The following is a 24,929-nucleotide window of genomic DNA, read 5'->3' on the forward strand; positions in this document are numbered from 1 at the left end:
TCTGCAGCGTTGGGAATGAATCAGGACGCCGGGCCGAAGCCGCGGACGATCAGGTCGGCCGTGGCCGCCTCGATGTCCGCCGCGCCGGAGACGGCATCCACGACGGCGACCGCGTCCGCGCCGGCCGCCGTCACCGCGGCGATGTTATCGGCGTTGATGCCACCAATGGCCACCAGGGGCCGGTCGGTGAACTCACGCGCCGCGGCAAAGACGGACAGCGGCACCACGGCCGCCTCGGGCTTGGTCGGCGATGGATGGACGCTGCCAAAGGCCAGATAGTCGGCCCCGGCCTCGACGGCCGCCCGGGCGCGGTCGAGATCCCCGTAGCAGGACACCCCCACCAGCCGCTCCGGACCCAGCGCTGCGCGGATGGCCGCCACATCGCCATCGTCCCGGCCCATGTGCACGCCGTCGGCATCCACGGCACGCGCCAGCTCGACGTCATCATTGACGATAAAACAGGCACCCGCCGCACGGCACTGCGCGGCAATACCCGCGGCCTCGCGCTGTCGGCGCCCGGCGTCTTCGGATTTGTCGCGGTACTGCACAACCCGCGCTCCGCCACGCAGCGCCGCCGCGACCGCGGTCTCCAACGCCACCGGCCGGGGCCAGCGCGCGTCGGTGATGACATACAGCCCGGCGATACGCGCGGTCATGATCAGATCTCGATCATCTCGAAATCAGACTTGCCGGCGCCGCACTCGGGGCAGACGAAGTCATCGGGGATATCCTCCCAGCGGGTACCCGGCTCGATCCCCTCATCGGGCAGCCCGTCTTCCTCTTCATAGATCCAGCCACAGACCACACACATCCACGAGCGATACTCCATCGCGCTAACCTCCATTACCTGTGAATTAACCCTGCAAGCCTAATGACCGCATCAGGGCCTGGAAAGTGCAACCGATCACTGCATCGGTACGCGCACCACACCGCTATCGATCCCGCCGTCGGCGCGCAGATCGAGCCAGCGGAATCCCGGCGCGCTGGGATCGGTCGTAAACCGCTCGGCGCCAGCCAGAAACTGGGCGGCGGTGGCCGGCGTGGTCAGCATGCGGCGCCCGTGCCAGCGGCCATTGAACGCCGTATGCACGTGCCCGCTGATCACCCCACGCACGCGTGGATCGGCATCGATCCGGCGCAACAGCGGCTCCGGATGCTCGAGGCCGATGGCGTCGAGCCAGGCCGTCCCCACCGGGACCGGCGGGTGATGCACGGCGATCAGGCACCAGGGGGTGGTCATCGCCGCCAGCGCCGCATCCAGCGCCGCCAGCTCATCGTCGGCAAGGACACCCGGCACCTGACCGGGCTGCAGCGAATCGAGACCGATCAGCGTCCAGTCCCCCACCACCAGCGTGCGCTCGGCGCTGACGGGATCACCGGCGAACACCGATCGCAGCGACCCGCGATCATCATGGTTGCCGGGGATCACCCGCCCGGGGCGCTCAACCGCCAGCAATGCCGAGCGCAGCCGTCGATACGCGGCGATCGAGCCATCGTGGACCAGATCACCACTGTGCAGGATCGCCTGGGCATCGGTGAGCCACGGCGACAGCGCCGCCATCACCGCCCGGAACCGCCGCTCCGGCACGACACCGGCATGGACCGACTCGGGATCGGCATACAGGTGGGTGTCGGTGATCTGCAGCAGCCGATGGCCATTGGTTGGCGCGACGCTCATGTCCCGCCGTCTCCGACCACCCAGAGCTGGCTGAACCAGAAATAGCGGCCGTCCGCATCCGGAGCGGTGCAGTTATAGCGGCTGCGACCCATCGGGAGTCCGGCCTCGCCCTGCACCGCGAAACGTCGGTCGGCCTCAAGGCGTTGCGGCGTCAGGCGCTCGCCCTGGTAGTAACAGGCCAGCTGATCGGTCCGCAGATCGGTGGCCGGCGCCAGCGTCAGTGACAGGCGCGGCGCCTCGCGATCGTCGCGGACTGGATTGAGCGGTGACTGGTCGGTGACCGGTAGCGCCCGCGAGTGGACCTTGACCGCGAATCCGTCGACATCGCCATAGCGCTCGTTGAAGGAGAAACGCGGCAGCGCCAGGGAACTGGCATGCAGGCCGATGGCACCGGACTGCTGACCGAATGCCACGAAGCCGAGATCCGCGACCGTATCCATGAGCGCCAGGCTGTACTCGCCGTAGGGATAGGCGAGCAGCGGCGGCGACTGATGGACCGCCTCACCCAGCTCCTCGCGCAGCCGCGTCTGAGCGGCGGTCAGATCGGCCCGGATCCGGTCACGCCACTGGGGACGCGACTCACCCTCGCGGCGGAAGAACAGGGGGTTGTGGGAGCGCGAATGGTTGCCGAACCGCACCCCGTCAGCGGCCAGTTCGCGCATCCGGTCCCAGCTCATATAGCCCTTCATCCCCGCCTCCACCGGCGCGGTATTGACGAACACCGTATACGGCCAGCCGCGCTCGGTCAGGAGCGCATGGGCGGTGCGGCCGACGCTTTGATAGCCATCGTCGAAGGTGATCGCAACGGTGCGCGGCGGCAATGGCTCGCCAAGCTCCATGGCCTCGATGACCCGGGTAAGCGGCACGATCTCGAAGTCGTTCGCCTGGAGGTAATCGAGATGGGCCTTGAACTGCGCCGTGGTGACGTTGGTGGTGGGATGATCGGAATTGCCAACCCGGTGGTACATCAGCACCGATGCCACGGTCTCCGGCGCGGTCGGCGGCTGGTCGGTCCGCGCGGCGGCCGGCGCAGCGCTGGCACAGACCACCAGCGCCAGCGCCAGTGACGCGACCGCTGCCCTCACCCCGCGCCGGCGGCGGTGATCAGAACTGGAGATTGAGGCCGGCAAAGACGCCATCATCGAAATCCCGATCCGGACCGGCATCGTCATAACCCAGCTCGATGTTGCGGTAACCAAGGTAGACATTGGCGTCCTCGAGCACCTGGAATTCACCGCGCAGGGCGTATTCCTGATAGCCGTCGATGTCGCTGACCGACGTCGCGGACGGCGCGAAGTACAGCCCGCCGGCGACGGCGGCGCGATTATAGTTCGGCAGCGTCCAGCGCAGCTTGGCGCCCAGCGCCAGCGCACCACCGGTGGCGTCGCGCGGATCCTCACTGATGAATGTCGCCTTGCCGCCAACGCCCAGAACCAGTGCATCGCGGCCGGGCTGCGGGCGATCCACCAGATGCAGGTTCGCCTCGGCGATATCACCGTTATCCATGTGATGCAGCACGGCTGCGCCGGCCTCAAGCCCCTCCGGCGGCAGGACTCGGGTATACCCGAGCTGCGCGGCATCACCGCTGACGTTCAGATCCAGTGTATCGGCGGCGGCCGGCAGGGTCAGTGCCACCCCGATCAGCACGCCCAGCGTCGCATTACGCATCATCATCGATTCCGTTTCCTCGGCATGGTTGATTTGAGTTAAATGATACACCGAGAACGGCCAGCCGGCATTGTCCGATGATGGCCGGCAGCCCGGCGCAGTGGGATAATCAAGGTCATGGGAATCATCAGTGCCATCCAGCAGCGCCTTGGCGGGGACGCGGTCATCACCCCGGGACCCGCCATGGATCCCTATCTGAGCGAGCGCCGCGGCCTGTTCGCCGGTCGCCCGGCCCGGGCAGTGGTCCGACCCGCCGACACCGGGGCGGTCGCCGCGGTGATGGAGCTCGCCGCCGCGCACGGCGTCGGGGTGGTGCCCCGGGGCGGCAACACCGGCCTTTGCGGCGGTGCCGCGGCGGCCGATCATTCCGATGTCGTGATCCTCTCGCTGGAGCGGCTCAATCGCATCCGCCGCGTCGATGCCGATAATTTCACCCTGACCGCCGAGGCCGGCTGCCTGCTGAGCGACCTTCAGGCCGCCGCCGCCGAGTCGGGGCGGCTGTTCCCGCTGAGCTATGCCGCTGAAAACGATTGCCAGATCGGCGGCAACCTCGCCACCAACGCGGGCGGGATGAATGTGCTTCGCTATGGCAACGCCCGTGACCTGGCCCTGGGGCTGGAGGTGGTGCTGGCCGATGGTCGGATCTGGGACGGGCTGCGCAGCCTGCGCAAGGATAACAGCGGTTATGATCTCAAGGATCTGTTCATCGGCGCCGAGGGCACCTTGGGGATCATCACCGCCGTGACCCTCAAGCTGTTCCCGCCGGTCCGTGAGCGGGCCACCGCCATCGTCGGTCTCGACAGCGCCGAGGCAGCCGTCTCGCTGTTCGGCCGGCTGCGCGCGGACAGTGGGGACACCATCACCAGTTGCGAGCTCATGGGGCGCGAGCCGCTCTCGCTCGCGATCACCCATACGCCGGACTGCCATGAGCCGCTGGCGGCGTCCTATCCCTGGTATCTGCTGGTCGATCTCACCAGTAGCGCCACTGGCGCGGGCCTGGCGCAGCGCCTCGAGCAGGCCCTGTCGGGGGCGATGCGGGGCATGGGTGACTACCGCATTGCCGCTGACCCGGCGATGGCGGCGGACTTCTGGCGGCTGCGCAACAGCATCCCCGGCGCGCAGAAGGGGGCCGGCGCCAGCATCAAGAACGATGTCTCGGTACCGGTCGCGGACATACCGGCGTTCATCGACGCCGCGAGCAGCGCCGTGATCGATGCCTGCCCCGGGGTCCGTCCCTGTCCGTTCGGCCATATCGGGGATGGCAACATCCACTTCAACCTGACCCGCCCGACGGCGATGACCGATGCGGCCTTCCTGGCGCAATGGGCACCATTGACCCGCCGCGTCCACGACATCGCGATGGCTTACGCAGGATCGTTCGCTGCCGAGCACGGCGTCGGACAGCTCAAGCCGCAGGAGGTGGCGCGGCTGAAATCACCGGTAGAGCAGGATCTGATGCGCCGGCTCAAGACCGCCCTCGATCCCGACGACCGGCTCAACCCGGGTAAGGTCGTGCCGCCCGCCGACGGACCGCCGTCAGCTGGATGACTGCCGGCGGCGCATCAGGCGCGCGGCATAGAAACTGCCCACCGCCGGGGCGAAGGTCAGCGCGGTGGTCAGCCAGATAACGGCATTGGCGGGGTCGAGGAGCAGATCGATGGCCGCCGGGCCGATCTTCATCCACAGCGCGCCGACGCCGATCAATACGATGTTCAAGGCAACGGCCAGGAATACCCAGCCCACGGTCCGAAGCAGTCGCGGCAGATCGCTCATGAGGTCGCATCCTCCAGTTCCGCGACCACCGGGTCGCCGATGTTCATCCATCCCGGCTCAAGCACCTGCGCGATGATGCCACCATGACCGCGCATGGCGTTATAGCCGCCGATGCCCAGCGACTGCTCCATGAACGAGCAGGGGTCACAGGTGCCCGTGCCCTCGAGCAGGACGTCCCCGACCCGGAAGCGCTCACCGCGCAGGGCGTAGAGATTGATGCCACTGACCACCAGATTGCGCCGGGTGATGGCCGGATCGATGCGGGGATGCCCCATCAACGCCGCGATCACGGGCAGGTGCTCGGCCTGAATGAGTGTCACCGCGCGCTTGCCGCTGCGGCCGGCATAGCGATCGCCCACCAGACCGGTGGCATTCACCGCCGCCGCCGTGGGCTTGTCGATGGGTGCATGGCGCGCCGGCCGCAGCCCGATCCAGTCGAGCCGGCCAGACCGTGGGTATTGACTCAGCAGCAGGCGCATCGGCGTTTTCATGGTGCGACTATAACCCGTTGGCGGGGGCGTCGTGGAGCGTCGCCAGCTCGTCTGCAAGCCCCACCGTCACCGTCGGCGGGATCGGACCAATGGGCGCGAGATTGACATCCAGCGCCGGCCAATCCCGGCCCTGCGCACGCTGATGGGTGATGATCCGCGCCCAGGCCCGACGGATCTGCGCCAGCGAGCGGTCCAGCACCACGGCGTCGTCCTCGATCAGCCAGTCGTAGAGCGCATCCGAGACACTCACCCCCAGCCACAGCAGAAAGCGCAGATTGCGGGCGTTACGGATCGGGCAGAAGGCCAGCAGGATCTCCCGCGGCAGCCGATCGCGCTGCGCAAGCGCATCCAGCATCCCGATGAACGCGTCGGGCTCGTAGAGGATCTGGCTGGTGAAGAAATCCGCACCGGCACTCACCTTCCCGGCAATCCGGTCGGCCTCGCCCGCCCGCGAGGGGATACAGATGTTGCCGATGCGCAGCGCGTCGATGGCGGTGCGCTCACGTAGCAATCGATTCGCCCGGGTGACGCTGGGGCCCGGGTAGCGCACTGAATGACGGCCGCCGCCGACCAGCACGAAGCGGCGGATGCCATAGACCTCCCAGGTCTCATTGGCCCAGTCGATCAGCGCCTGTTCGCTTGGATGATGCACCACGACGTGATTGATCATGCACTCGACGCCCAGCCGGTCGTGGAGGATGCGCGCCAGATCACGCGGCGCGAGGCGCGGCGCGAAGGGCTGCCGGCGCTCGCCCTGATCACTGCGTGAGGGCTCTTCGTGGATCTCGGGGATATTCACACTATCGAGGGGGCGGGCGGCCTGCACACGGGCCACCTTCTCGACCACCGCCTCGACGGCGGCCTGGCCACGGTGGAGCTCAGGCGGAACGGCCTCCAGAACGGTTTTCACGGATCACTTCCCTGGCTAATTCGATGGCTGAACAGCGCTGCAGTCTCGTGCGCCCCCCGGTCGCCGTCAAGTCGGGGCCGCTCACCCCGGCGGCGGGAATGTTAATCTCTACGCCTCACTTGCGAGGACCGAGTCATGAAGCAAACCCTGCGTATCGTTCTGCTGATCACCGCGACCGCCCTGCTCGCCGCCTGCAGTCAGGGCACCCAGAATCTGCGTCTGTCACCGGCGCCACCGGCGACCGAGGGGATCGCCGGCGGCGACCAGGATGTCGGCCTGCAGGTAGTGGACCGCCGCAGTCAGTCGGATCTGGGTGTTCTGGAGAACCCGAACCGCAGCATCGTCCGGCTGGTCGCCGCTCAGGATCTGGCCTACAGCGTCCAGCTGGCCGCCGCTGAAGGGCTGCGCGGCTATGGCTTCACACCGCGGCTCTGGGATGACGGCCGGCAGCCGCGCATCGAGATCGGCATCGAGACCCTCCGCCACGATGTCGCGGTGGGCATCCCCTACGACCTCACCACCCGGGTGAAGCTGAGTGCGGTTGCTTATGCCAATGGCGAGCGTTTCACCAGCCAGGCTCAGACCACCAGGACCGCGCAGCGCGCCCTGCCCCCCAATGCCGAGGCGAATGCCGAGGTGGTCGATGCGGCGATCAGCGAGGCGCTGGATCGCCTGCTGAACCAGGAACTCGCCGCGTTCCTGACCGGCCGTGGCTGATCCCGTGCTCCCCGAACCGCAGACCGACTGGGCGCTGTTCCTCGACTTCGACGGTACGCTGGTGGAAATCGCCGAGCGACCCGACCACGTCGTCGTCCCGGCCCAGCTCCATCGGCTGCTCGGCGCGCTCACCGGGGCGCTGGGCGGTGCCGTCGCCATCGTCTCGGGTCGGCATCTGGACGGACTCGACGAGCTGCTGGGATCGACCCTGCCGGCCCTGGCCGGCCTGCACGGGCTCGAGCGGCGTACCCACGACGGGCGCATCCACCGCCCGGCAGACCGCCGCGATCAGCTCGACGGCCTGCGCGAAGCGCTGCAGGCGTTCGCCCACGAGCATCCAGGCGCGCGGGTCGAGGACAAGGGCAATGCCCTCGCCCTCCACTATCGAAGTGATCCGACCCTCGAGCGTCCCGCCCGGGCGCTGGTCGAGCACCACTGCGAGTCGCTCGGCGAATCGTTCCGGATGCAGTCAGGCAAACAGGTGCTCGAGGTCCGGCCCGCCGGCCACGACAAGGGCACCGTGATCGAGGCCTTCATGGCCGAACCGCCGTTCCTGGGCCGGACGCCGGTCTGTCTCGGGGACGATGTAACCGACGAGGATGCCTTCGCGGCCGTCAACCGGCTTGGCGGTCACGCCATCCGCGTCGGCACCGACCGACCCACCGCGGCCGGCTACGAACTGGCATCCGTTAATGAGGCATACCAATGGCTGACTCGGCTGGCACGGCAGCTCCAACCCCAACCCCTCGCCTGAACCTCGAACTGGGCCTGATCGGCAATGGCCAGCTCGCGGGGCTGATCGATCCGCAGGGCCGGCTGGTCTGGTCCTGCCTGCCGCGGTTCGATGCCGAACCCGCCTTCACGCGGCTGATCGACGATACCGACCGCGGCCACTTCAGCATCGAGCTCTGTGATCAGTGCGACGTCACCCAGTTCTATCGCCATAACACGGCCGTGCTGTGTACTGAGCTCACCGACCGCTACGGTGCCGTGCTGCGCATCACCGACTTCTGTCCACGGTTTCGCCAGTACGAGCGCACCTACCGGCCGGTCATGATCCTCCGCCGCCTGGAGGTGATCCGCGGCCACCCGGTCGTCCGCACCCGCCTGCGACCGGTGACGGGCTGGGATGGAGCCGCGCCCGCCACCACGCGCGGCAGCAATCACGTGCGCTTCATCCGCAACGAGCAGGTCCTGCGCGTCACCACCGATGCGCCGCTCACCCATGTCGTTGATGAGACGCCGTTCGTGGTCGATACAACGATGACCTTCATCCTCGGCCCCGACGAGAGCGTCAAGGAGTCGGTGGCGGCGATGAGTCGGCGGTTTCTCGAGTGCACCGAGGCCTACTGGCAGGACTGGACGCGCTCCCTCGCCATCCCGTTCGAATGGCAGCGGGCGGTGATCCGGGCCGCGATCACCCTCAAGCTCTCCGCCTACGAGGACACCGGTGCCGTGATCGCCGCCATCACCACCTCCATCCCCGAGGCGGCGGATAGTGGCCGCAACTGGGACTATCGATACTGCTGGCTGCGGGATGCCTATTTCACCGTCCATGCGCTGAACCGGCTGGGCGCGACCCGCACCATGGAGGGGTTTCTGCGCTACATCATCAATCTCGTCGCCGGCAGCGACGATCACCGCCTCCAGCCCCTCTACGGGATCGGCGGCGAGCGCCGTATCGATGAGACCACCGCCGATGCGCTGAGCGGGTATCACGGCATGGGCCCGGTGCGCGTCGGCAATGCCGCCTATCATCAAATCCAGCACGACGTATACGGCACCGTCATCCTCGCCGCCACCCAGGCGTTTTTCGACGAGCGCCTCGAGCGGCCTGGCGATCGATCGCTCTACCAGCGGCTCTGCGCGCTCGGCGAAGAGGCCGTTGAGCGCTACGACCAGCCCGATGCCGGGATATGGGAATACCGCGGCCGGGCCCGCGTCCACACCTACTCGGCCATGATGTGCTGGGCGGCCTGCGACCGGTTGCGCCGCATCGCCGGACAGCTCGGGCTGGATGCCGATGCCGCGCACTGGGCCGATCATGCCGCCACCATCCACGCCCGCATCTGCCGCGAGGCATGGAGCGAGACGCATACCGCGTTTGTCGAGAGCTTCGGTGGCGACAGCCTTGACGCCAGTCTGCTGCTGATGCACGAGCTGGGTTTCCTGGCCGCCGACGACCCGCGGTTCATCAGCACGGTGGAGGCCATTGAGCACCAGCTGCGACGGGGCGATCACCTGTTCCGCTACGCCGCGGCGGATGATTTCGGCCGCCCGGAGAACGCCTTCAACATCTGTACGTTCTGGTTCATCGACGCCCTCCAGGCGATCGGTCGGGGCGACGAGGCGCGGCGACTGTTCGAGAATATGCTCGGCCATCGCACGCAGCTCGGTCTGCTCTCGGAAGACCTGGATCCGGCGCATGGCGAGCTGTGGGGGAATTTCCCGCAGACCTACAGTATGGTGGGGTTGATCAACTCAGCGATGCATCTGAGCCGCAGCTGGGAGGAGAGCCTTTGAGTCGACTGGTCGTCGTTTCCAATCGCGTCCCGCTGCCCAACCCGGATCGCCCCCAGGCCGGCGGGCTGGCCGTCGCCCTGTCCGATGCCCTGTCGCGACGGGGCGGGCTCTGGTTCGGCTGGTCCGGCCAGCTCACCGACACGCCGGCCGCGCATCCCGACCACCTGCATCACGCGGGCATCGACTACGCGACGATCCCGCTGACCCGTGACGACTACGACGATTTCTACCTGGGTTATGCCAACGCCGTCATCTGGCCGGTGTTCCACTTCAACCTCGGGGCCATGGACTACCAGCGCCGGTATTCCCACGGCTATGCCCGCGTCAACGCCCGCTTCGCCGACATCCTCGCGCCGCTCATCGGGCCCGGTGACACGATCTGGATCCACGACTACCACCTCATGCCACTGGCGCGCGAACTGCGTGAGCGCGGCCTGCGCAACCGCATCGGCTTTTTCCTGCATATCCCGTTCCCCGATTACGACGTCCTCCGCGCCATGCCCGGCCACCGCGCGCTGCTCGAAGACCTCTGCCGGTTCGATCTGCTGGGATTCCAGACCGACAATGACCGCCACGCCTTCGAGGAATCCGCGACCCGCGCCATCGGTGCGCTGGTGCGATCCTCCGGCTGCCTGCGCCATCGCAACCGCGATCTGCACACCGGCGTCTACCCCGTGGGCGTCGCGGTGGACGGGCTCGCCGATCTATCCGCCCAGACGCTCACCACCCCGGCCGTACAGCGGCTGCTCGATGGCCTCGGCGAGCGGGATCTGATGATCGGTGTCGACCGACTCGACTACTCGAAGGGCCTCGAGCAGCGCCTGCGGGCGTTCGAGGCGCTACTCGAGGACTATCCCCACCGCCGCGGGCATACCGTGCTGATGCAGATCGCCAGTCCGTCGCGCGGTGATATCGCCGAGTACGCCGAGCTGCGCCAGCGGCTGGAGGGGCTGAGCGGGCACATCAACGGCATCTATGGCGATCTCGACTGGGCGCCGATCCACTACCTCAACCGCACCTTCGATCGCGGCGCGGTGATGGGGCTCTACCGCGCCGCGCGGGTGGGTGTGGTGACGCCGCTGCGCGACGGCATGAACCTGGTGGCCAAGGAGTTCGTCGCCAGCCAGGATCCGGACAGTCCCGGTGTGCTGGTGCTCTCCGATCTGACCGGTGCCGCCGCCGAGCTGACCGACGCGATCCAGGTCAACCCCTACGACACCGATGCCATCGCCGCCGGGCTCAACCAGGCGCTGGCCATGCCCCTGCCCGAGCGCCGGCGTCGCCATCAACGCATGATGGCGGTCCTGCGCGAGCGCGACATCGGTGCCTGGGAACAGCGCTTTCTCAATGATCTTGGCGGCGAGCGCAGCTGAGCCCGGCCCCACCGAAGCGGCCCGCATCATCATGCATGTGGACATGGATGCGTTCTTTGCCTCGGTGGAGCTCAAGCGCCAGCCAGCGCTCCGCGGCCAGCCGGTGATCGTTGGCGGGCGCGGCGATCCGAGCCGACGCGGCGTCGTCTCCACGGCGACCTACGAGGCGCGGGTGTTCGGCATCCACTCGGGCATGCCGCTGCGCACCGCCGCGCGGCTCTGCCCCGATGCGGTGTTCCTGCCGGTGGATTTCCCCGCCTATCACGCAGCCTCGGCCCAGGTCTTCGACTGTCTGGCCGCGGTCAGTGAACGCCTCCAGCCGGTGGGCCTCGATGAGGCCTATCTCGACATCAGCGCGCGGACGGATGATCCGCTGGCCGTCGGCCGGCAGCTGAAGGCAACCATCCACGCCACCACCGATCTGGTGGCCTCGGTGGGTATCGGCCCCAATCGGTTGCTGGCGAAAATCGCCTCGGATCTGGAAAAGCCCGACGGCCTGACCTGGCTGCGCCGCGCCGACATGCGCGAACGGGTCTGGCCGCTGCCGGTACGGACCCTGCATGGTGTCGGCCCGCGAACCGCGGAACGCCTGGCCGGCCTGGGGGTGGAATGCGTCGGAGATCTCGCCGCGCTGCCCCTCGAACAGCTGACCGCCGAATTCAGTCCGCGCCATGCGCAGTCGCTGATGGCGTCGGCGCAGGGGATCGACGAGCGGCCGGTACAGACCGAGCGTATCCGCAAGTCCATCGGCCGCGAGCGGACCTTTCAGGCGGACTGCCGGAGTAGCGGACGGCTCGATCACGAGGCCCGGCTGATGCTGGAGCGGGTCTGCGAGCAGCTGCGGGAGCGCCGGCTCGGCGCCCGAACGGTGACCGTCAAGCTACGCTATCGCGATTTCACCACGCATACCCGGTCGCGGAGCCTGACCGAACCCACTGACGGGATGGAGACACTGGCGGCGCTCGTCCACCAGTGTCTGTTCGCGCACCGGCTGCATCGCGCGGTGCGCCTGCTCGGCGTTCAGCTGTCAGGGCTCGTGGCGAGCGACAGCGACGGACGCCCGACGGGGGATTAAAGCCCCAGGTCCTCGCGGATCACCTCAACCGCGTCACCTTCACCCGAGGCGGTCGTGACGCCATCGAGCCAGCGATCGAGCATTTCCGGCTTGTCGGCGACCAGCGACTGCGCGGCGGCCAGTGGGGACTGGTCATCGTTGATGACATAACCGCCCGCCTCGCTCTGCTCCTCCACCGAATAGGCGTACTGCTCGAGCAGCCGGCCGACGTTACTGCAGCGATCCGTGTAGCCGGCGGTGGCGATGCTGTAGACCGTCGCGCCACCCTGGTTGGGACCGAAATACTCAGCGCCGCCGGTGAGGTAGCGCATATCGATGTTGATGTTCATCGGGTGCGGGGCCCAGCCGAGGAACGTGACCCACTCATCCCGGGGGACCGAGCGCTGCACCTGGGTGAGCATGCCGGCCTCGGAGGATTCCATGAGCTCCCAGTCGCCCAGCCCGAAAGCATCGTCGTCGATCATCGACTGAATGGCGGCATTGCCGTCGTTGCCCGCCTCGATGCCATAGATCCGGCCCTCGAAGCGCTCCTTGTACTCGTCGAGATCAGAGAAGTCGCGGACGCCGGCCTCCCAGACATACTCCGGGACCGCGAGGGTGTACTTGGCGCCCTCGAGGTTCGCGCTCAGCTGCTCGATCTCACCGTCCTCGAGATAGGGGGTGATCATGCTCTCCTGGGTCGGCAGCCAGAGGCCGAGGAAGGCGTCACGCTGGCCGTCAGCCACCGACTGGAAGGCGATCGGGACAGAGGCGGTGGTCAGGTCGGTCTCATAGCCCAGCGTGTCGAGGAGGTAGTCCATCATCTCCGATTTGATGGTCACGCCGGTCCAGTTGACATTGGCCAGGCCCACCGTCTGGCAGCTCTCCGGCTCGCTCGCATTGGCATTCATGGCGGTCAGAGAGACCAGTGCGGCCCCGGCCAGGGTCGCGATCATTGGGGTTTTCATACAATCTCCAGACAATTTCAGACTCGAATTGAGCACCATCAAGCTCACCACAATATTGATTGAGCGGTCAATCAATGAAGCATAGAATGGTCGGCATCAACGAAAGGGAACGACGCATGGCGCGGAAAGGAATGGAGGCGGTGCGCCGGCAGCAGCTCATCGAGGCGACACTGCATGTGATCCACGATCAGGGGCTGCAGGCGACCACACTCGGTCGGGTCGGCCAGCAGGCGGGCATATCGCCCGGGCTGGTGGCGCACTACTTCGGTGACAAACGCCAGTTGCTCGCCGCGACCTACCTGTCGCTGGTCCGCTCGCTGGGGCGCGAATACCGCGCCGCCCGCGCCGGCACCGCGGCCGGCCTGCCCCGGGTCAGGGCCATCATTGACGCCAATTTCGCCGCCAGCCAGTCCGGCGAGGTGATCGTCAGCTCGTGGCTATCGTTCTGGGCGCAGGTCAACCATGTGCCCAGCCTCGCCCGCATCCAGAACGTCGTCACCCGCCGGCTGGAGAGCAACCTCACGCATGCCCTGTCCGCCTTCCTGCCCCGCCCGGAGGCGGTGCGGCTCGCCGAGGGCCTGGGTGTGATGATCGATGGTCTGTGGCTGCGGGCGAGCCTGCGCACCGGCGGACTGGATGTCGACGCCGCCCGCGCCCTGGCCCACCGCTACCTCGATTCCGAACTCCATGCACTGACCGGAGGCCCGCATGCCGAATCCGCCTGATCAGCTGCTGTGGATCGACAATACCGCCGTCGACAGCCACCGCCAGCAACGCTTCGAGACCCGCAACCCGGCCACCGGCGCCCTCCTGGCAAGGGTCGCTGAGGCCGATGCCGGCGACGTCGATGCCGCCGTGCGCAGCGCCCGGGCCGCACAGGTCGACTGGGCGGCCCGTTCCGGCGTCGAGCGCGGGCGCATTCTGGCGGCGGCCGCCGCGGCGGTGCGCGCACACCGTGACGAGCTCGCCCGGCTGGAATGCCTCGACGGCGGCAAGCCCATCGCCGAGACACCCGAGGCGGATGTCGATTCGGCGGCGGACTGCCTCGAGTACTTCGCCGGTCAGGCGGCCAGTCTGCAGGGTGAATACCAGACGGTGGACGGTGGCTTTTTCTATACCCGCCCCGAGCCGCTCGGCGTCTGCGGCGGCATCGGTGCCTGGAACTATCCCCTCCAGATCGCCGCCTGGAAGACCGCGCCCGCGCTGGCCGCCGGTAACGCGATGGTCTTCAAGCCCGCCGAGCTGACGCCGCTGTCAGCGCTGCGGTTCGCAGAGATCCTCGCCGAGGCAGGGCTGCCGCCGGGACTCTTCAACGTCGTCCAGGGCGCGGCGGAGACCGGTCAGGCACTGACCCGGCATGCGGATATCGACAAGATCTCGCTCACCGGCGAGGTCGGCACCGGTAAGGCGGTGATGCGCGATGCCGCCGACACCCTCAAGGCGGTCACCATGGAGCTGGGCGGCAAATCGCCACTGATCGTATTCGACGATGCCTCGCTGGATGACGCGGTCTCGGGCGCGCTGCTGGGCAACTTCTACACCCAGGGCGAGATCTGCACCAACGGCACCCGGGTCTATGTCCATGAAGCGGTGATCGATGACTTTATCGAGCGGGTAGTGGCTCGCACGCGGCAGCTGCGGATCGGTGATCCGGCCGATCCCGACACCGACATCGGGGCACTCATCTCGCCCGCGCACCGCGACCATGTCCTCGATTTCATCCACCGCGGCGAGGCGCAGGGCGCCCGGCGCCTGATCGGCGGCGAGGCGGTGACAGTCGAGGGCTGCCCGGATGGCGCCTTCGTCTCGCCGGCCGTCTTCCGGGTCGACGACGATGACTGCGTCATCGCCCGCGAGGAGATCTTCGGCCCGGTGATGACCATCCTGCCGTTCCGCGACGAGACCGAGGTCATCCGCCGCGCCAACGACACCCCCTATGGCCTCGCCGGCGGCGTGTTCACCACCGATCTGCAGCGCGCCCATCGGGTGGCGGCGGCGGTGAAGGCGGGGGTCATCTGGATCAACCACTACAACCTCACGCCCATCGAGATGCCATTCGGCGGCATGCGCCAGTCAGGGATCGGCCGCGAGAACAGCCGCCACGCCCTCGAGCACTACAGCCAGCTGAAAAGCGTGTTCGTCGCCACCACCGGCGTCGATGCGCCCTACTGAGAACGGGACCCGCGTATGCAGACCGAAACCTTCGACTACGTCATCATCGGTGCCGGATCGGCCGGCGCCGTGCTCGCCAGCCGGCTCACGGAGGATCCGGACTGCCGGGTCCTGCTGCTCGAGGCCGGCCCCATGGATTACAGCCTCTGGATCCATATGCCCTCGGCCTTTGATAAGCCCATGGGCAGCAAGCGCTACAACTGGGGCTATGCCACCGAGCCCGAGCCGAGCATGGACAACCGCCGCATGGACTGCCCCCGCGGCCATGTCCTGGGGGGCTCGTCGTCCATCAACGGCATGGCCTATGTCCGCGGCAATGCCCTGGACTATGAGGGCTGGGCCGATGATTTCGGTCTCGAGGCATGGCGCTACGACAAGGTGCTGCCCTATTTCCGCCGCGCCGAGGATTTCGATCAGGGCAGCAATGCCTATCACGGCAGTGACGGGCCGCTGCATGTCACCACCGGGTCCATGCGCAATCCGCTCTACCGGGCCTTCGTCGATGCCGGCGTCGCGGCGGGCTATCCCGAGACCGAGGACATGAACGGCTACCAGCAGGAAGGCTTCGGGCCGATGTTCATGACCACCCGCAACGGTGTGCGCTGGTCGACGGCCAATGCCTATCTGCGCCCCATCATGCGCCGGCCCAACCTGACCCTGCGGACCCGGGCGCTGACCGAGACCCTGTCATTCGACGGTGATCGCGCCACCGGCGTGCGCTACCGCTATCGCAACGAGACCCGCGAGGCGCGTACCGATCAGGAGGTACTGCTCTGCGCCGGTGCGATCAACTCACCCCAGATCCTGATGCGCTCGGGCATCGGTCCCGCGGCGGCACTGCAGGGCCACGGCATCGACGTCCAGCAGGATCTGCCCGGCGTCGGCGAGAACCTCCAGGACCACCTCGAGGTGTATGTGCAGTACGCCTGTCGCGAGCCGATCACCCTGTTCAGTGCCCTCAAGCCCTGGAACCAGGCGCGCATCGGGATCCAGTGGCTGACCACCCGCGGCGGACTGGGCGCCACCAACCACTTCGAGTCGGGTGGCTTCATCCGCAGCGAGGCGGGCGTGCCCTATCCCAACCTGCAGTATCACTTCATGCCCATCGCGCTCAGCTATGACGGCAGCGTGTCGGCTGACTGCCACGGCTTTCAGGCCCATGTCGGTCCGATGCGCCCGGAAAGCCGTGGCCGTGTGACCCTCGAGAGCAGCGACCCCACCGCCGCTCCCTGGATCGTGTTCAACTACATGGCCACCGAGCGGGACCGCCGCGAGATGCGCGATGCGGTGCGACTCACCCGCGAGGTCATCGAACAGTCGCCCATGGACCGGTTCCGTGACCGGCCCCTGTCGCCCGGCCCCGAGGTGCAGAGCGATGCCGATATCGATGCCTGGGTCCGCGCCCATGGCGAGAGCGCCTATCACCCCAGCGGGACCTGTCGGATGGGGACGGCCGGCGACCCGGCGGCGGTGGTCGATGGCGACGGCCGGGTGCACGGCGTCGCGGGCCTGCGGGTCATCGACGCCTCGATCATGCCGCGGATCACCACCGGCAACCTCAACGCGCCAACGATCATGATCGCCGAGAAGCTTGCCGACCGCGTCCGTGGCCGGGAGACCGAGTCCGATCCCCAGCCCTGGTACGCCGCCGCGGACTGGCAGGATCGACAGCGCTGACCGGGTGCCCGGGTGGCCGGCGATGCCGGCCGGCCACATCGGGTTGTCCATTCACTCACAACCAACCCGCCGTCCTGCGTTACAATGCTGCTATGCAACATAGCTGTAGCAGGAGTATTCCCCGATGACCGTCCGCAACCTCGACGCCCTTTTCAAACCCCGCTCCATTGCCATTGTCGGCGCCAGCCGGCGGCCCGGATCGGTTGGCGCGGTGCTGGCGCGCAATCTGTTCAACGGGGGATTCGACGGGCCGATCATGCCGGTCAATCCCAAGCACCAGTCCATTGAGGGCGTGCTGAGCTATACCTCCATCGACGAGCTGCCAGTGACACCGGATCTGGCCGTCGTCTGCACGCCGCCCAAAACGGTGCCGGATGTGGTCCGCCAGCTCGCCGAGCGCGGCACCCGCGGCGTGGTGGTCATCACCGCCGGATTCGGCGAGGGCGATGACGCCGAGGGCATGGCGCTGCGACAGCAGGCGCTGGATGCCGCCCGACCGTACCTGACCCGCATCATCGGTCCCAACTGCCTGGGCATCCTCGTGCCCGGCTTCGGCCTGAATGCGAGTTTCGCCCATCTGGCACCGCCGCAGGGACGGATCGCCTTCGTCACCCAGTCCGGCGCCATCGTCACTTCCGTGCTCGATTGGGCCGAGCGCCGCGGGATCGGCTTCTCTCACATGATCTCGCTCGGCGACATGGCCGACGTCGACTTCGGCGATACCATCGACTATCTCGCCAACGATCCCGACACCAAGGCCATCCTGCTCTACGCCGAGGCCATTACCGATGCCCGCAAGTTCATGTCGGCGGCCCGGGCGGCGGCGCGCATGAAACCGGTGATCGTGGTCAAATCCGGCCGCCACGCCGCCAGTGCCCAGGCGGCAGCCTCCCATACCGGCGCCCTGGCGGGTTCGGACAAGGTCTACGACGCCGCCTTCCGGCGCGCCGGCATGCTGCGGGTCGACACCCTCGGTGAGCTGTTCGCCGCGGTGGAGACACTCGCCACCACCGGCACGCCCAACGGCGACCGGCTGGCGATCCTCACGAACGGCGGCGGGATCGGCGTGCTCGCCACCGACGCCCTGATCGGTCATGGCGGCGATCTCTCAACCCTGCCGGACGAGACGGTGCAGGCCCTCAACGAGGTGCTGCCACCGACCTGGTCGCACGGCAATCCGGTGGACATCATCGGGGATGCCCCCGGCAAGCGCTATGCCGATTCGCTGTCGATCATGGCGGACAGCGACGCGGCCGATGCCATCCTGGTCCTGAACTGCCCCACCGCCGTTGCCGACAGCATGGACGCGGCCGAGGCGGTCATTGCCGAGCAGGGCCGGCAGCAGACGCGCAAGGGCAACCGGGACAAGCAGCCGAAGCTGCTCACCTGCTGGGTCGGCGAGCACACCGCGCAGCACGCCCGGCGGCGCTTTTCGGAGGCGAACATCCCCAGCTATAACACCCCCGAGGCGGCGGTCCGCGCGTTCATGCACATGGTCGAGTACCGGCATAACCAGGAACAGCTGCTCCAGACACCGCCATCGGTGCCGGCGCTTTTCACGCCGGACTACGACACCGCCCATCAGCTGGTGGAACAGGCGGCGGCGGAAGACCGCGAGATCCTCAGCGAGCCGGAGGCCAAGCAGCTGCTCGCCGCATTCGGCGTCGAGGTGGTCTCCACCGAGGTCGCGGAGTCGCCAGAGGCGGCGGCAGCGGCCGCCGATCGGCTCGGTTATCCGGCCGCGATCAAGATCCTCTCCAAGGACATCACGCATAAAAGCGATGTCGGCGGTGTCGCCCTCGACCTCGAGGATGCCGATCAGGTCCATCATGCCGCCGAGGCCATGCGCCGTCGGGTGGCGGAGACCTATCCCAACGCTGATCTACAGGGCTTCAGCGTCCAGCCGATGGTCAAACGTGCCGGGGCGTGGGAGTTGATCGCCGGATTCACCGAGGACGCCCAGTTCGGCCCTGTGATCCTGTTCGGTCAGGGCGGCACGGCGGTGGAGGTGATCAAGGACCAGTCCCTTGCCCTGCCGCCGCTCAACATGAAACTCGCCGGCGACATGATCAGCCGCACCCGCGTCTATCGCCAGCTCCAGGGCTATCGTGACCGGCGCCCGGCGGACATGGAGGCCATCGCGCTGACCCTGACCCGCATCGCCCAGATCGCGGCGGATATCTCGCGGGTCAAGGAGCTTGATATCAATCCGCTGCTCGCCTCCGCCGATGGCGTCGTGGCCCTCGATGCGCGGGTGCGGATCGGCGAGAACGGCACCGGTACCAAGCGCCTGGCGATCCGGCCCTATCCGCGCAAGCTCGAGAAGACGGTCGTGGCCGACGATGGCGTCGAGTACCTGCTGCGGCCGATCGTTCCCGAGGATGAGCCGGCGCTGCATCGGGCGTTCGCCCATCTGACGCCGGAGCAGATCCGGCTGCGCTTCTTCGCCCCGATGAAGCAGATGAGCCACATGGCCGCGGCGCGATTCACGCAGATCGACTACAACCGCGAGATGGCGCTGATCATCACCGATGCCGACAAGGTACCCGGCGAGGCCGAGCTGTATGGCGCGGTGCATATTCACGCCGATCCGGACGACGAGAAGGCGGAGTACTCGATCATCGTCCGCCATGACCTGACCCGCCAGGGGCTCGGGCGGCTGTTGATGGAGCATGTCATCGACTACGCCCGCGAGCGCGGGATTGGCGAGATCGAGGGCGATGTGCTGCGCGAGAACCAGCCCATGCTCACGCTCTGCAACCACCTGGGGTTCAGCCAGCACACGGATGCCGAGGACCGTGACATCATGCGCGTGACGCTGCCGCTCTGAGGCGGCGGCGCTAGCGGTATTTCATGATCTCCATGAGCTCGTCGACGATCAAATCGGCATCCCCGCGCTCGCGGGCACTGGTGACGTGATGGTGGAGGTGGCTGCGCAGCACCGTATCGCCCACCTTCTCCAGCGCGCCGTCGACGGCTTTGAGCTGCCGGAGCACATCCACGCAGTAGACATCGTCGCGCTCGAGCATGCGCACGATCCCCTCGACATGGCCCCGGATCGAGGCCAGCCGCTGGCGGGCCGTGTCGCGGACCGTGGGGTCGAGGGCGAGATGGCAGTGATCGCTTGGATCCGTCATGGTCAGGCCTCCGTGACCGCCGGCGACGGACGGAACCGCCGCAGGCGCAGTGAATTGGTCAGCACAAACAGGCTCGACAGGCTCATCGCCCCGGCTGCCGCCATGGGATTGAGCAGCCAGCCGGTCAGCGGGAACAATAATCCCGCCGCCACCGGGATCAGCAGGACGTTATAGCCATAGGCCCAGATGAAGTTGCCCTTGATCGTGCGATAGGTCCGGCGCGCCAGCGCCACCGCATCGATCAGGCCGTTGAGATCGGCGCGCATCAGCACCGCATCGCCGGCCTCGATGGCCACGTCGGTCCCGGTACCGATGGCCATGCCGACATCGGCCTGGGCGAGCGCCGGTGCATCATTGATGCCATCGCCAACGAACGCGACCCGACGCCCCTCGCCCTGTAGACGCTGGACCTCACGGGCCTTGCCATCCGGCAGCACACCGGCCATCACCTCATCGATCCCCAGCCGCTCGGCCAGTGCATTGGCCGTCGCGGCCTCGTCACCGGTGACCATGGCGATCCGCAGCCCCCGCTCACGAAGGGCAGCGATCACGCCCTCACTCTCCGGACGCGGCGGATCGGCGACCGCCGCAACGCCCAGGAGCTGGCCATCCACGGCGGCAAAGACCGGTGTCTTCGCCGCTCGCATCAGCGCCTGCGCCTCGGTCTGGACAGCGGCGATATCGACACCCAGCCATTCCATGTAATGGGCGGCTCCGATATGCACATACCGCCCCGCCACCGTGGCCTGGACGCCGTAGCCGGTGACCGCCTCGAACTCGGTGGCCGTGGGCACGGCCAGATCACGCGCCGCGGCGGCCGACACCAGCGCCTGACCCAGCGGATGCTCGCTGTGCGTTTCCACCGCGGCCATCAGCGCGAGCGCCTCGTCTTCGCTGCCGGTGGGCACCACCAGATCGGTGAGCTGTGGGCGACCGAGGGTCAGCGTCCCGGTCTTGTCCAGCACCATCGTGTCGGCCTGGGCCAGCGACTCGAGCGCGGCCCCGCGGCGCAGCAGCAGGCCGTTCTCGGCGCCCTTGCCGGTCGCGACCATCACCGCCGTCGGGGTTGCGAGCCCCATGGCGCAGGGGCAGGCGATGAGCAGGACGCTCACGGTGGCGACAAAGGCATAAGAGAGCACCGGCTCGGGGCCGATGGTCAGCCAGATGGCGGCGGTGAGCAGGGCGATGACCAGTACCACCGGGACAAATACGCCGGCGATGCGGTCCGCCATCTGCTGGATCGGGGGCTTCTCGGCCTGCGCCTTTTCGACCATGCCGATGATCTGGGCGAGCACCGTATCACCGCCGACCTCGGTCACGCGGGCGGTCAACGAGCCCTGACCATTGACGGTCCCGGCCACGAGGCGATCCCCCGCCGCCTTGGCGACGGGGACCGGCTCGCCGGTGATCATCGACTCGTCCACCCGGGATTGGCCCTCGGTGAGGGTCGCGTCCACTGGAATACGCTCACCGGGGCGGATCATCACCGCCTCACCACGCTCGACGCTGTCGATATCCACCTCGATCGCACCCGCTTCGCGGAGCACGCGGGCGGTGCGTGCCTGCATGCCGAGCAGGCGTTTGATGGCCATCGACGTGCGGCCACGGGCGATCTGCTCGAGATAGCGGCCAAGCAGTATCAGGGTAACGATCACGCCCGACGCCTCGAAGTAGCTGCCCGCCGTGCCCGCCGGGAAGATGCCCGGCACCCATAACGCGAGCAGTGAGTAGCCATAGGCCGAACCCGCGCCGATCATGACCAGACTGCTCATCGCCGGGGCACGATGGCGCATTTCCTTGACACCCTTGCGAAAGAAATCCAGCCCGGCCCAGAACACAATGGGGGTGGCGAGCAGCCACTCGACGGCGATCCAGGCGCGCTCCGGCAGCCACTGGCCGAACCAGGCCGTGCCCCCAGGCACATGCCGGCCCATGGCGATGACCACCAACGGCACCGCGAACGCCGCGGCGATGCCCATCCGCCGGCGCAGCTGCGCCTGCTCGCGGGCGGCGGCATCATCGCCATCGCGCCCCGCCTGCGCACTGTCATCCACCGTCTCGGCGCCATAACCCACCGCCTCGACCGCGGCGATCATATCGTTCGTGGTGACGGCCCCCGGCAGATAGTCGACCTGCGCTGTGCCCATGCTCAGATTCGCCGCGGCCTCGCGCACGCCCGGCAGTGCATTGAGCGCGTTTTCGATCGTGCGGATGCAGCCACCGCAGGTCACTCCACTGAGTGCCAGGGTGAGCGATTCGTGGCGCGGCGGATAGCCTGCATCATCCAGCTGGCTGCCGACCTGCGCCAGCCCGGTGGCCGGATCGCTGCCCGCGTCGAAAGCGACATGGGCCTTCGCCGTGGACAGGCTGACCGTTGCGGTCTGCACGCCGGACACGGACTGAATGGCACGTTCGGCCCGATTGACGCAGCCCCCGCAGTTCAGACCGGTGACCTCGAAATCGAATGCCTGTGCGCTCATGGCTACCTCGGATCGTTCACTTCAGTCCGGACAGCCTACCCCTCCCCCCGGGGGGCCGGTCAAACCGGCCAGCCGCTGTCGCCGGACAAAAAAAAGGGGGCCCGAAGGCCCCCTTTGGTTCATCCAGGCAATGAATGCGCTGGATTACATGCTCTCACGCCACTCGGCAACGAGCTCGTCGTAGGGCACGGTCTCGCCCTGCGGCTTCTCGTTATCCAGCGCAGGCTTGGGTGCACCGGGCTGGTCGAACCAGTACTCGGCACTCCGCTCCTCGTTCATGCGCGGTCCACAGTTCTCCTGCACACCGGCCCGCTCGAGGCGCTCCATGATGCGATCCTGCTCGGCCGCCAGATTATCCATGGCGCCCTGTGGTGTCCGCTCGCCCGTGACCGCTGAGGCCACGTTGGACCACCAGAGCTGCGCCAGACGCGGATAGTCAGGCACGTTCGTACCGGTATCCGTCCACAGATCACGTGCGGGGCTCCGATAGAACTCGACGAGACCGCCAAGCTCCGGTGCCCGCTCCGTCATCGACTCATGCATGATGTCGGACTGCCGGATCGGCGTCAGGCCCACATGGGTCTTTTTCAGCGACACGACCTTGGACGTGACGAACTGGGCATACAGCCAGGCCGCCTTACGGGCGTCGGGGTCAGCATGCTCGAAGAACGTCCAGGAACCGATGTCCTGATAACCGACCTTCATGCCCTCTTCCCAATAGGGACCATGGGGCGAAGGCGCCATCCGCCACTTCGGCGTACCGTCCTCGTTCACGACCGGAAGGCCGTCTTCGACCATGGAAGCGGTGAAGGCGGTGTACCAGAAGATCTGCTGCGCGATCTGACCCTGCGCCGGGACAGGACCTGCCTCGGAGAAGGTCATACCGGACGCGGACGGCGGTGCGTAGGCATCCAGCCAGTCAATGTACTTGGTCAGTGCATAGACGGCGGCCGGACCATTGACGGCACCCCCCCGGGTCACGTCGGAACCGACCGGATGGCAGTCATCGACGCGGATACCCCACTCGTCGACCGGCAGACCATTCGGCAGACCCTTGTCACCGGCACCGGCCATGGACAGCCAGGCGTCCGTGAAGCGCCAGCCCAGGGACGGGTCCTTCTTGCCATAGTCCATATGACCGTAGACTTCGCGGCCGCCGAGCTCGTCGACGTTCTCGGTGAAGAATTCGGCGATGTCCTCGTAGGCGGACCAGTTCACCGGCACACCCAGCTCATAGCCGTAGATGTCCTCGAACTGCGCCTGAAGGTCCTCACGCTGGAACCAGTCATAGCGGAACCAGTAGACGTTGGCGAACTGCTGGTCCGGCAGCTGGTAGAGCTTACCGTCAGGGGCCGTTGCCGCATCCAGACCGATGAAGTCATCAAGGTCGAGGTACGGCGACGTCACGTCGCTGCCCTCACCATCCATGTAATCCGAGATCGGGATCACCTGGCCATAACGATAATGTGTACCGATCAGGTCGGCGTCGTTCACATAGCCGTCGTAGATGCTCTCACCGGACTGCATCTCGGTCTGCACCGCCTCGATCACGTCACCCTCACCAATCAGGTTGTGGTTCAGGTTGATACCGGTGATCTCGGAAAAGGCCTCGGCGAGGACACTGGACTCGTACTCATGCGTCGCGAGGGTCTCGGACACCACGTCGACATCCATGCCGCGGAAGGGCTCCGCCGCGTCGATGAACCACTCGAGCTGCTCGAGCTGCTCTTCGCGGGTCAGTGTCGATGGCTGGAACTCATCGAGGTACTGCTCGGCAACGGCCATCTGCTCATCGGTCGCCGCCTGGGCATTGCCCAGACCACCGACACCGAGGGCAGCAGCTACCGCCAGCGCAGTCAAAGGCCGCATGGCGTTTTTCTGCTCTGTCATGCTTTTCTCCTCCTGGAAGGGGATGATTCCCCCATTACTCAAGGACAGTGGCACTGGCCCATCCAATGCTTGCCCACTTCGTGCTCTACGGCTGCCGCAGCAGCCGTAAATCTTTCAGCCCCAGCGTAGCATCACCGCTGCATAGACAACGGCAATGCCTGAGGCGAACAAAAGGCTCGCGTCCGAAAACGCCAGCCAGATGAGATGGATATAGGCGGAACCCAGCAGGCTCATGAACAGCCGGTCGCCGCGGGTGGTCGGCACCGGCAGGAAGCCGCGCCGCTCGTAGGTCGGCATCACGACCTGCAGCACGCCGAACACCACCAGCATCAATGCAATGGCGATGAAGAAAATGGCGACCGGCTGTGTCCAGGCCATCCACGCCAGACTGAATCCTGATCCTTCGTTCATCATATCG

The 24,929-nt window shown here is 67.1% G+C and carries 23 protein-coding genes; 10 read left to right on the top strand and 13 right to left on the bottom strand.

Features of this window, described 5'->3' with window-relative positions:
- Positions 1-20: 20 nt before the first annotated feature.
- The 5 genes from thiE to SPICUR_RS09620 form a co-directional block, all read right to left on the bottom strand.
- On the bottom strand, positions 21-656 hold the full coding sequence (gene thiE / locus SPICUR_RS08690) for a thiamine phosphate synthase (protein WP_023368110.1): 636 nt from the start codon (positions 654-656) through the stop codon (positions 21-23).
- A 2-nt stretch (positions 657-658) separates the two neighbouring features.
- Positions 659-829: a rubredoxin gene (locus SPICUR_RS08695; RefSeq protein ID WP_041381874.1), complete on the bottom strand. Its 171-nt coding sequence runs from the start codon at positions 827-829 to the stop codon at positions 659-661.
- Between the two features lie 75 nt (positions 830-904).
- Positions 905-1,678: a metallophosphoesterase gene (locus SPICUR_RS08700; RefSeq protein WP_023368114.1), complete on the bottom strand. Its 774-nt coding sequence runs from the start codon at positions 1,676-1,678 to the stop codon at positions 905-907.
- The gene (locus SPICUR_RS08705) at positions 1,675-2,763 is read right to left on the bottom strand and encodes a polysaccharide deacetylase family protein (protein ID WP_023368116.1); all 1,089 of its coding nucleotides are present in this window, start codon (positions 2,761-2,763) and stop codon (positions 1,675-1,677) included. Before SPICUR_RS08705 ends, SPICUR_RS08700 begins: the two co-directional genes overlap by 4 nt.
- Positions 2,764-2,782: 19 nt before the next feature.
- Positions 2,783-3,352, bottom strand: coding sequence for a YfaZ family outer membrane protein (locus SPICUR_RS09620; protein WP_023368118.1), 570 nt, complete (start codon positions 3,350-3,352; stop codon positions 2,783-2,785).
- A 111-nt stretch (positions 3,353-3,463) separates the two neighbouring features.
- Here SPICUR_RS09620 and SPICUR_RS08715 point away from each other — a divergent pair, with 111 nt between their 5' ends.
- Complete coding sequence (locus SPICUR_RS08715) at positions 3,464-4,894, top strand: FAD-binding oxidoreductase (RefSeq protein ID WP_023368120.1); 1,431 nt, start codon at positions 3,464-3,466, stop codon at positions 4,892-4,894.
- On the opposite strand, the gene SPICUR_RS08720 is transcribed toward SPICUR_RS08715, so the two are convergent.
- Genes SPICUR_RS08720 through SPICUR_RS08730 form a run of 3 tightly spaced genes read right to left on the bottom strand, consistent with a single transcriptional unit; the run spans position 4,883 to position 6,520 of the window.
- Positions 4,883-5,119, bottom strand: a complete 237-nt coding sequence (locus SPICUR_RS08720; protein ID WP_023368122.1) for a hypothetical protein — start codon at positions 5,117-5,119, stop codon at positions 4,883-4,885. The genes SPICUR_RS08715 and SPICUR_RS08720 overlap by 12 nt on opposite strands.
- Positions 5,116-5,610, bottom strand: a complete 495-nt coding sequence (locus SPICUR_RS08725) for an MOSC domain-containing protein (RefSeq protein ID WP_041381876.1) — start codon at positions 5,608-5,610, stop codon at positions 5,116-5,118. Before SPICUR_RS08725 ends, SPICUR_RS08720 begins: the two co-directional genes overlap by 4 nt.
- Before the next feature lie 7 nt (positions 5,611-5,617).
- Entirely contained in the window at positions 5,618-6,520 is a 903-nt protein-coding gene (locus SPICUR_RS08730; protein ID WP_023368126.1) for a mycobacterial-type methylenetetrahydrofolate reductase, read from the bottom strand.
- Between the two features lie 135 nt (positions 6,521-6,655).
- On the opposite strand from SPICUR_RS08730, the gene SPICUR_RS08735 reads away from it, so the two are divergent.
- From SPICUR_RS08735 to SPICUR_RS08755, 5 genes are read left to right on the top strand one after another with little or no spacing between them, the layout of a single operon-like run.
- Positions 6,656-7,237 carry a YajG family lipoprotein gene (locus tag SPICUR_RS08735; protein WP_023368128.1) on the top strand — a complete coding sequence of 194 codons (582 nt, stop codon included), beginning with the start codon at positions 6,656-6,658 and terminating at the stop codon, positions 7,235-7,237.
- A complete protein-coding gene (gene otsB, locus SPICUR_RS09810; RefSeq protein ID WP_023368130.1) occupies positions 7,230-7,991 on the top strand; it encodes a trehalose-phosphatase in 762 nt (253 codons plus the stop codon). The genes SPICUR_RS08735 and otsB overlap by 8 nt, the downstream gene beginning before the upstream one ends.
- Positions 7,943-9,760, top strand: a complete 1,818-nt coding sequence (locus SPICUR_RS08745) for a glycoside hydrolase family 15 protein (RefSeq protein ID WP_051373260.1) — start codon at positions 7,943-7,945, stop codon at positions 9,758-9,760. Before otsB ends, SPICUR_RS08745 begins: the two co-directional genes overlap by 49 nt.
- Positions 9,757-11,133 (top strand): alpha,alpha-trehalose-phosphate synthase (UDP-forming), encoded by a 1,377-nt coding sequence (locus SPICUR_RS08750; protein ID WP_023368134.1) that lies wholly within the window; start codon positions 9,757-9,759, stop codon positions 11,131-11,133. Before SPICUR_RS08745 ends, SPICUR_RS08750 begins: the two co-directional genes overlap by 4 nt.
- The gene (locus SPICUR_RS08755; protein WP_023368136.1) at positions 11,114-12,208 is read left to right on the top strand and encodes a DNA polymerase IV; all 1,095 of its coding nucleotides are present in this window, start codon (positions 11,114-11,116) and stop codon (positions 12,206-12,208) included. The genes SPICUR_RS08750 and SPICUR_RS08755 overlap by 20 nt, the downstream gene beginning before the upstream one ends.
- On the opposite strand, the gene choX is transcribed toward SPICUR_RS08755, so the two are convergent.
- Positions 12,205-13,155 (bottom strand): choline ABC transporter substrate-binding protein, encoded by a 951-nt coding sequence (gene choX / locus SPICUR_RS08760; protein WP_051373261.1) that lies wholly within the window; start codon positions 13,153-13,155, stop codon positions 12,205-12,207. The two genes, SPICUR_RS08755 and choX, sit on opposite strands and share 4 nt — an antisense overlap.
- A 116-nt stretch (positions 13,156-13,271) precedes the next feature.
- Between choX and betI the strand changes: the two genes are divergently transcribed.
- The 4 genes from betI (at position 13,272) to SPICUR_RS08780 (ending at position 19,834) form a co-directional block, all read left to right on the top strand.
- Positions 13,272-13,880: a transcriptional regulator BetI gene (gene betI / locus SPICUR_RS08765; RefSeq protein WP_041382556.1), complete on the top strand. Its 609-nt coding sequence runs from the start codon at positions 13,272-13,274 to the stop codon at positions 13,878-13,880.
- Entirely contained in the window at positions 13,864-15,327 is a 1,464-nt protein-coding gene (betB, locus tag SPICUR_RS08770; protein WP_023368142.1) for a betaine-aldehyde dehydrogenase, read from the top strand. The genes betI and betB overlap by 17 nt, the downstream gene beginning before the upstream one ends.
- Before the next feature lie 15 nt (positions 15,328-15,342).
- Positions 15,343-17,004 (top strand): choline dehydrogenase, encoded by a 1,662-nt coding sequence (betA, locus tag SPICUR_RS08775; protein ID WP_023368144.1) that lies wholly within the window; start codon positions 15,343-15,345, stop codon positions 17,002-17,004.
- Positions 17,005-17,128: 124 nt separating this feature from the next.
- Positions 17,129-19,834, top strand: coding sequence for a bifunctional acetate--CoA ligase family protein/GNAT family N-acetyltransferase (locus SPICUR_RS08780; RefSeq protein WP_023368146.1), 2,706 nt, complete (start codon positions 17,129-17,131; stop codon positions 19,832-19,834).
- 10 nt (positions 19,835-19,844) lie between these two features.
- Here the strand turns inward: SPICUR_RS08780 and SPICUR_RS08785 are convergent, their stop codons facing one another.
- From SPICUR_RS08785 to SPICUR_RS08800, 4 genes are all read right to left on the bottom strand, one after another.
- Complete coding sequence (locus SPICUR_RS08785) at positions 19,845-20,141, bottom strand: metal-sensitive transcriptional regulator (protein WP_023368148.1); 297 nt, start codon at positions 20,139-20,141, stop codon at positions 19,845-19,847.
- 2 nt (positions 20,142-20,143) lie between these two features.
- Positions 20,144-22,621, bottom strand: coding sequence for a heavy metal translocating P-type ATPase (locus SPICUR_RS08790; RefSeq protein WP_023368150.1), 2,478 nt, complete (start codon positions 22,619-22,621; stop codon positions 20,144-20,146).
- 144 nt (positions 22,622-22,765) lie between these two features.
- Complete coding sequence (locus tag SPICUR_RS08795; protein WP_023368152.1) at positions 22,766-24,511, bottom strand: ABC transporter substrate-binding protein; 1,746 nt, start codon at positions 24,509-24,511, stop codon at positions 22,766-22,768.
- Between the two features lie 114 nt (positions 24,512-24,625).
- Complete coding sequence (locus SPICUR_RS08800; protein ID WP_023368154.1) at positions 24,626-24,925, bottom strand: DUF2160 domain-containing protein; 300 nt, start codon at positions 24,923-24,925, stop codon at positions 24,626-24,628.
- Positions 24,926-24,929: the final 4 nt, after the last annotated feature.

It is taken from the genome of Spiribacter curvatus, from assembly GCF_000485905.1.
GTDB classification, from domain to species: domain Bacteria; phylum Pseudomonadota; class Gammaproteobacteria; order Nitrococcales; family Nitrococcaceae; genus Spiribacter; species Spiribacter curvatus.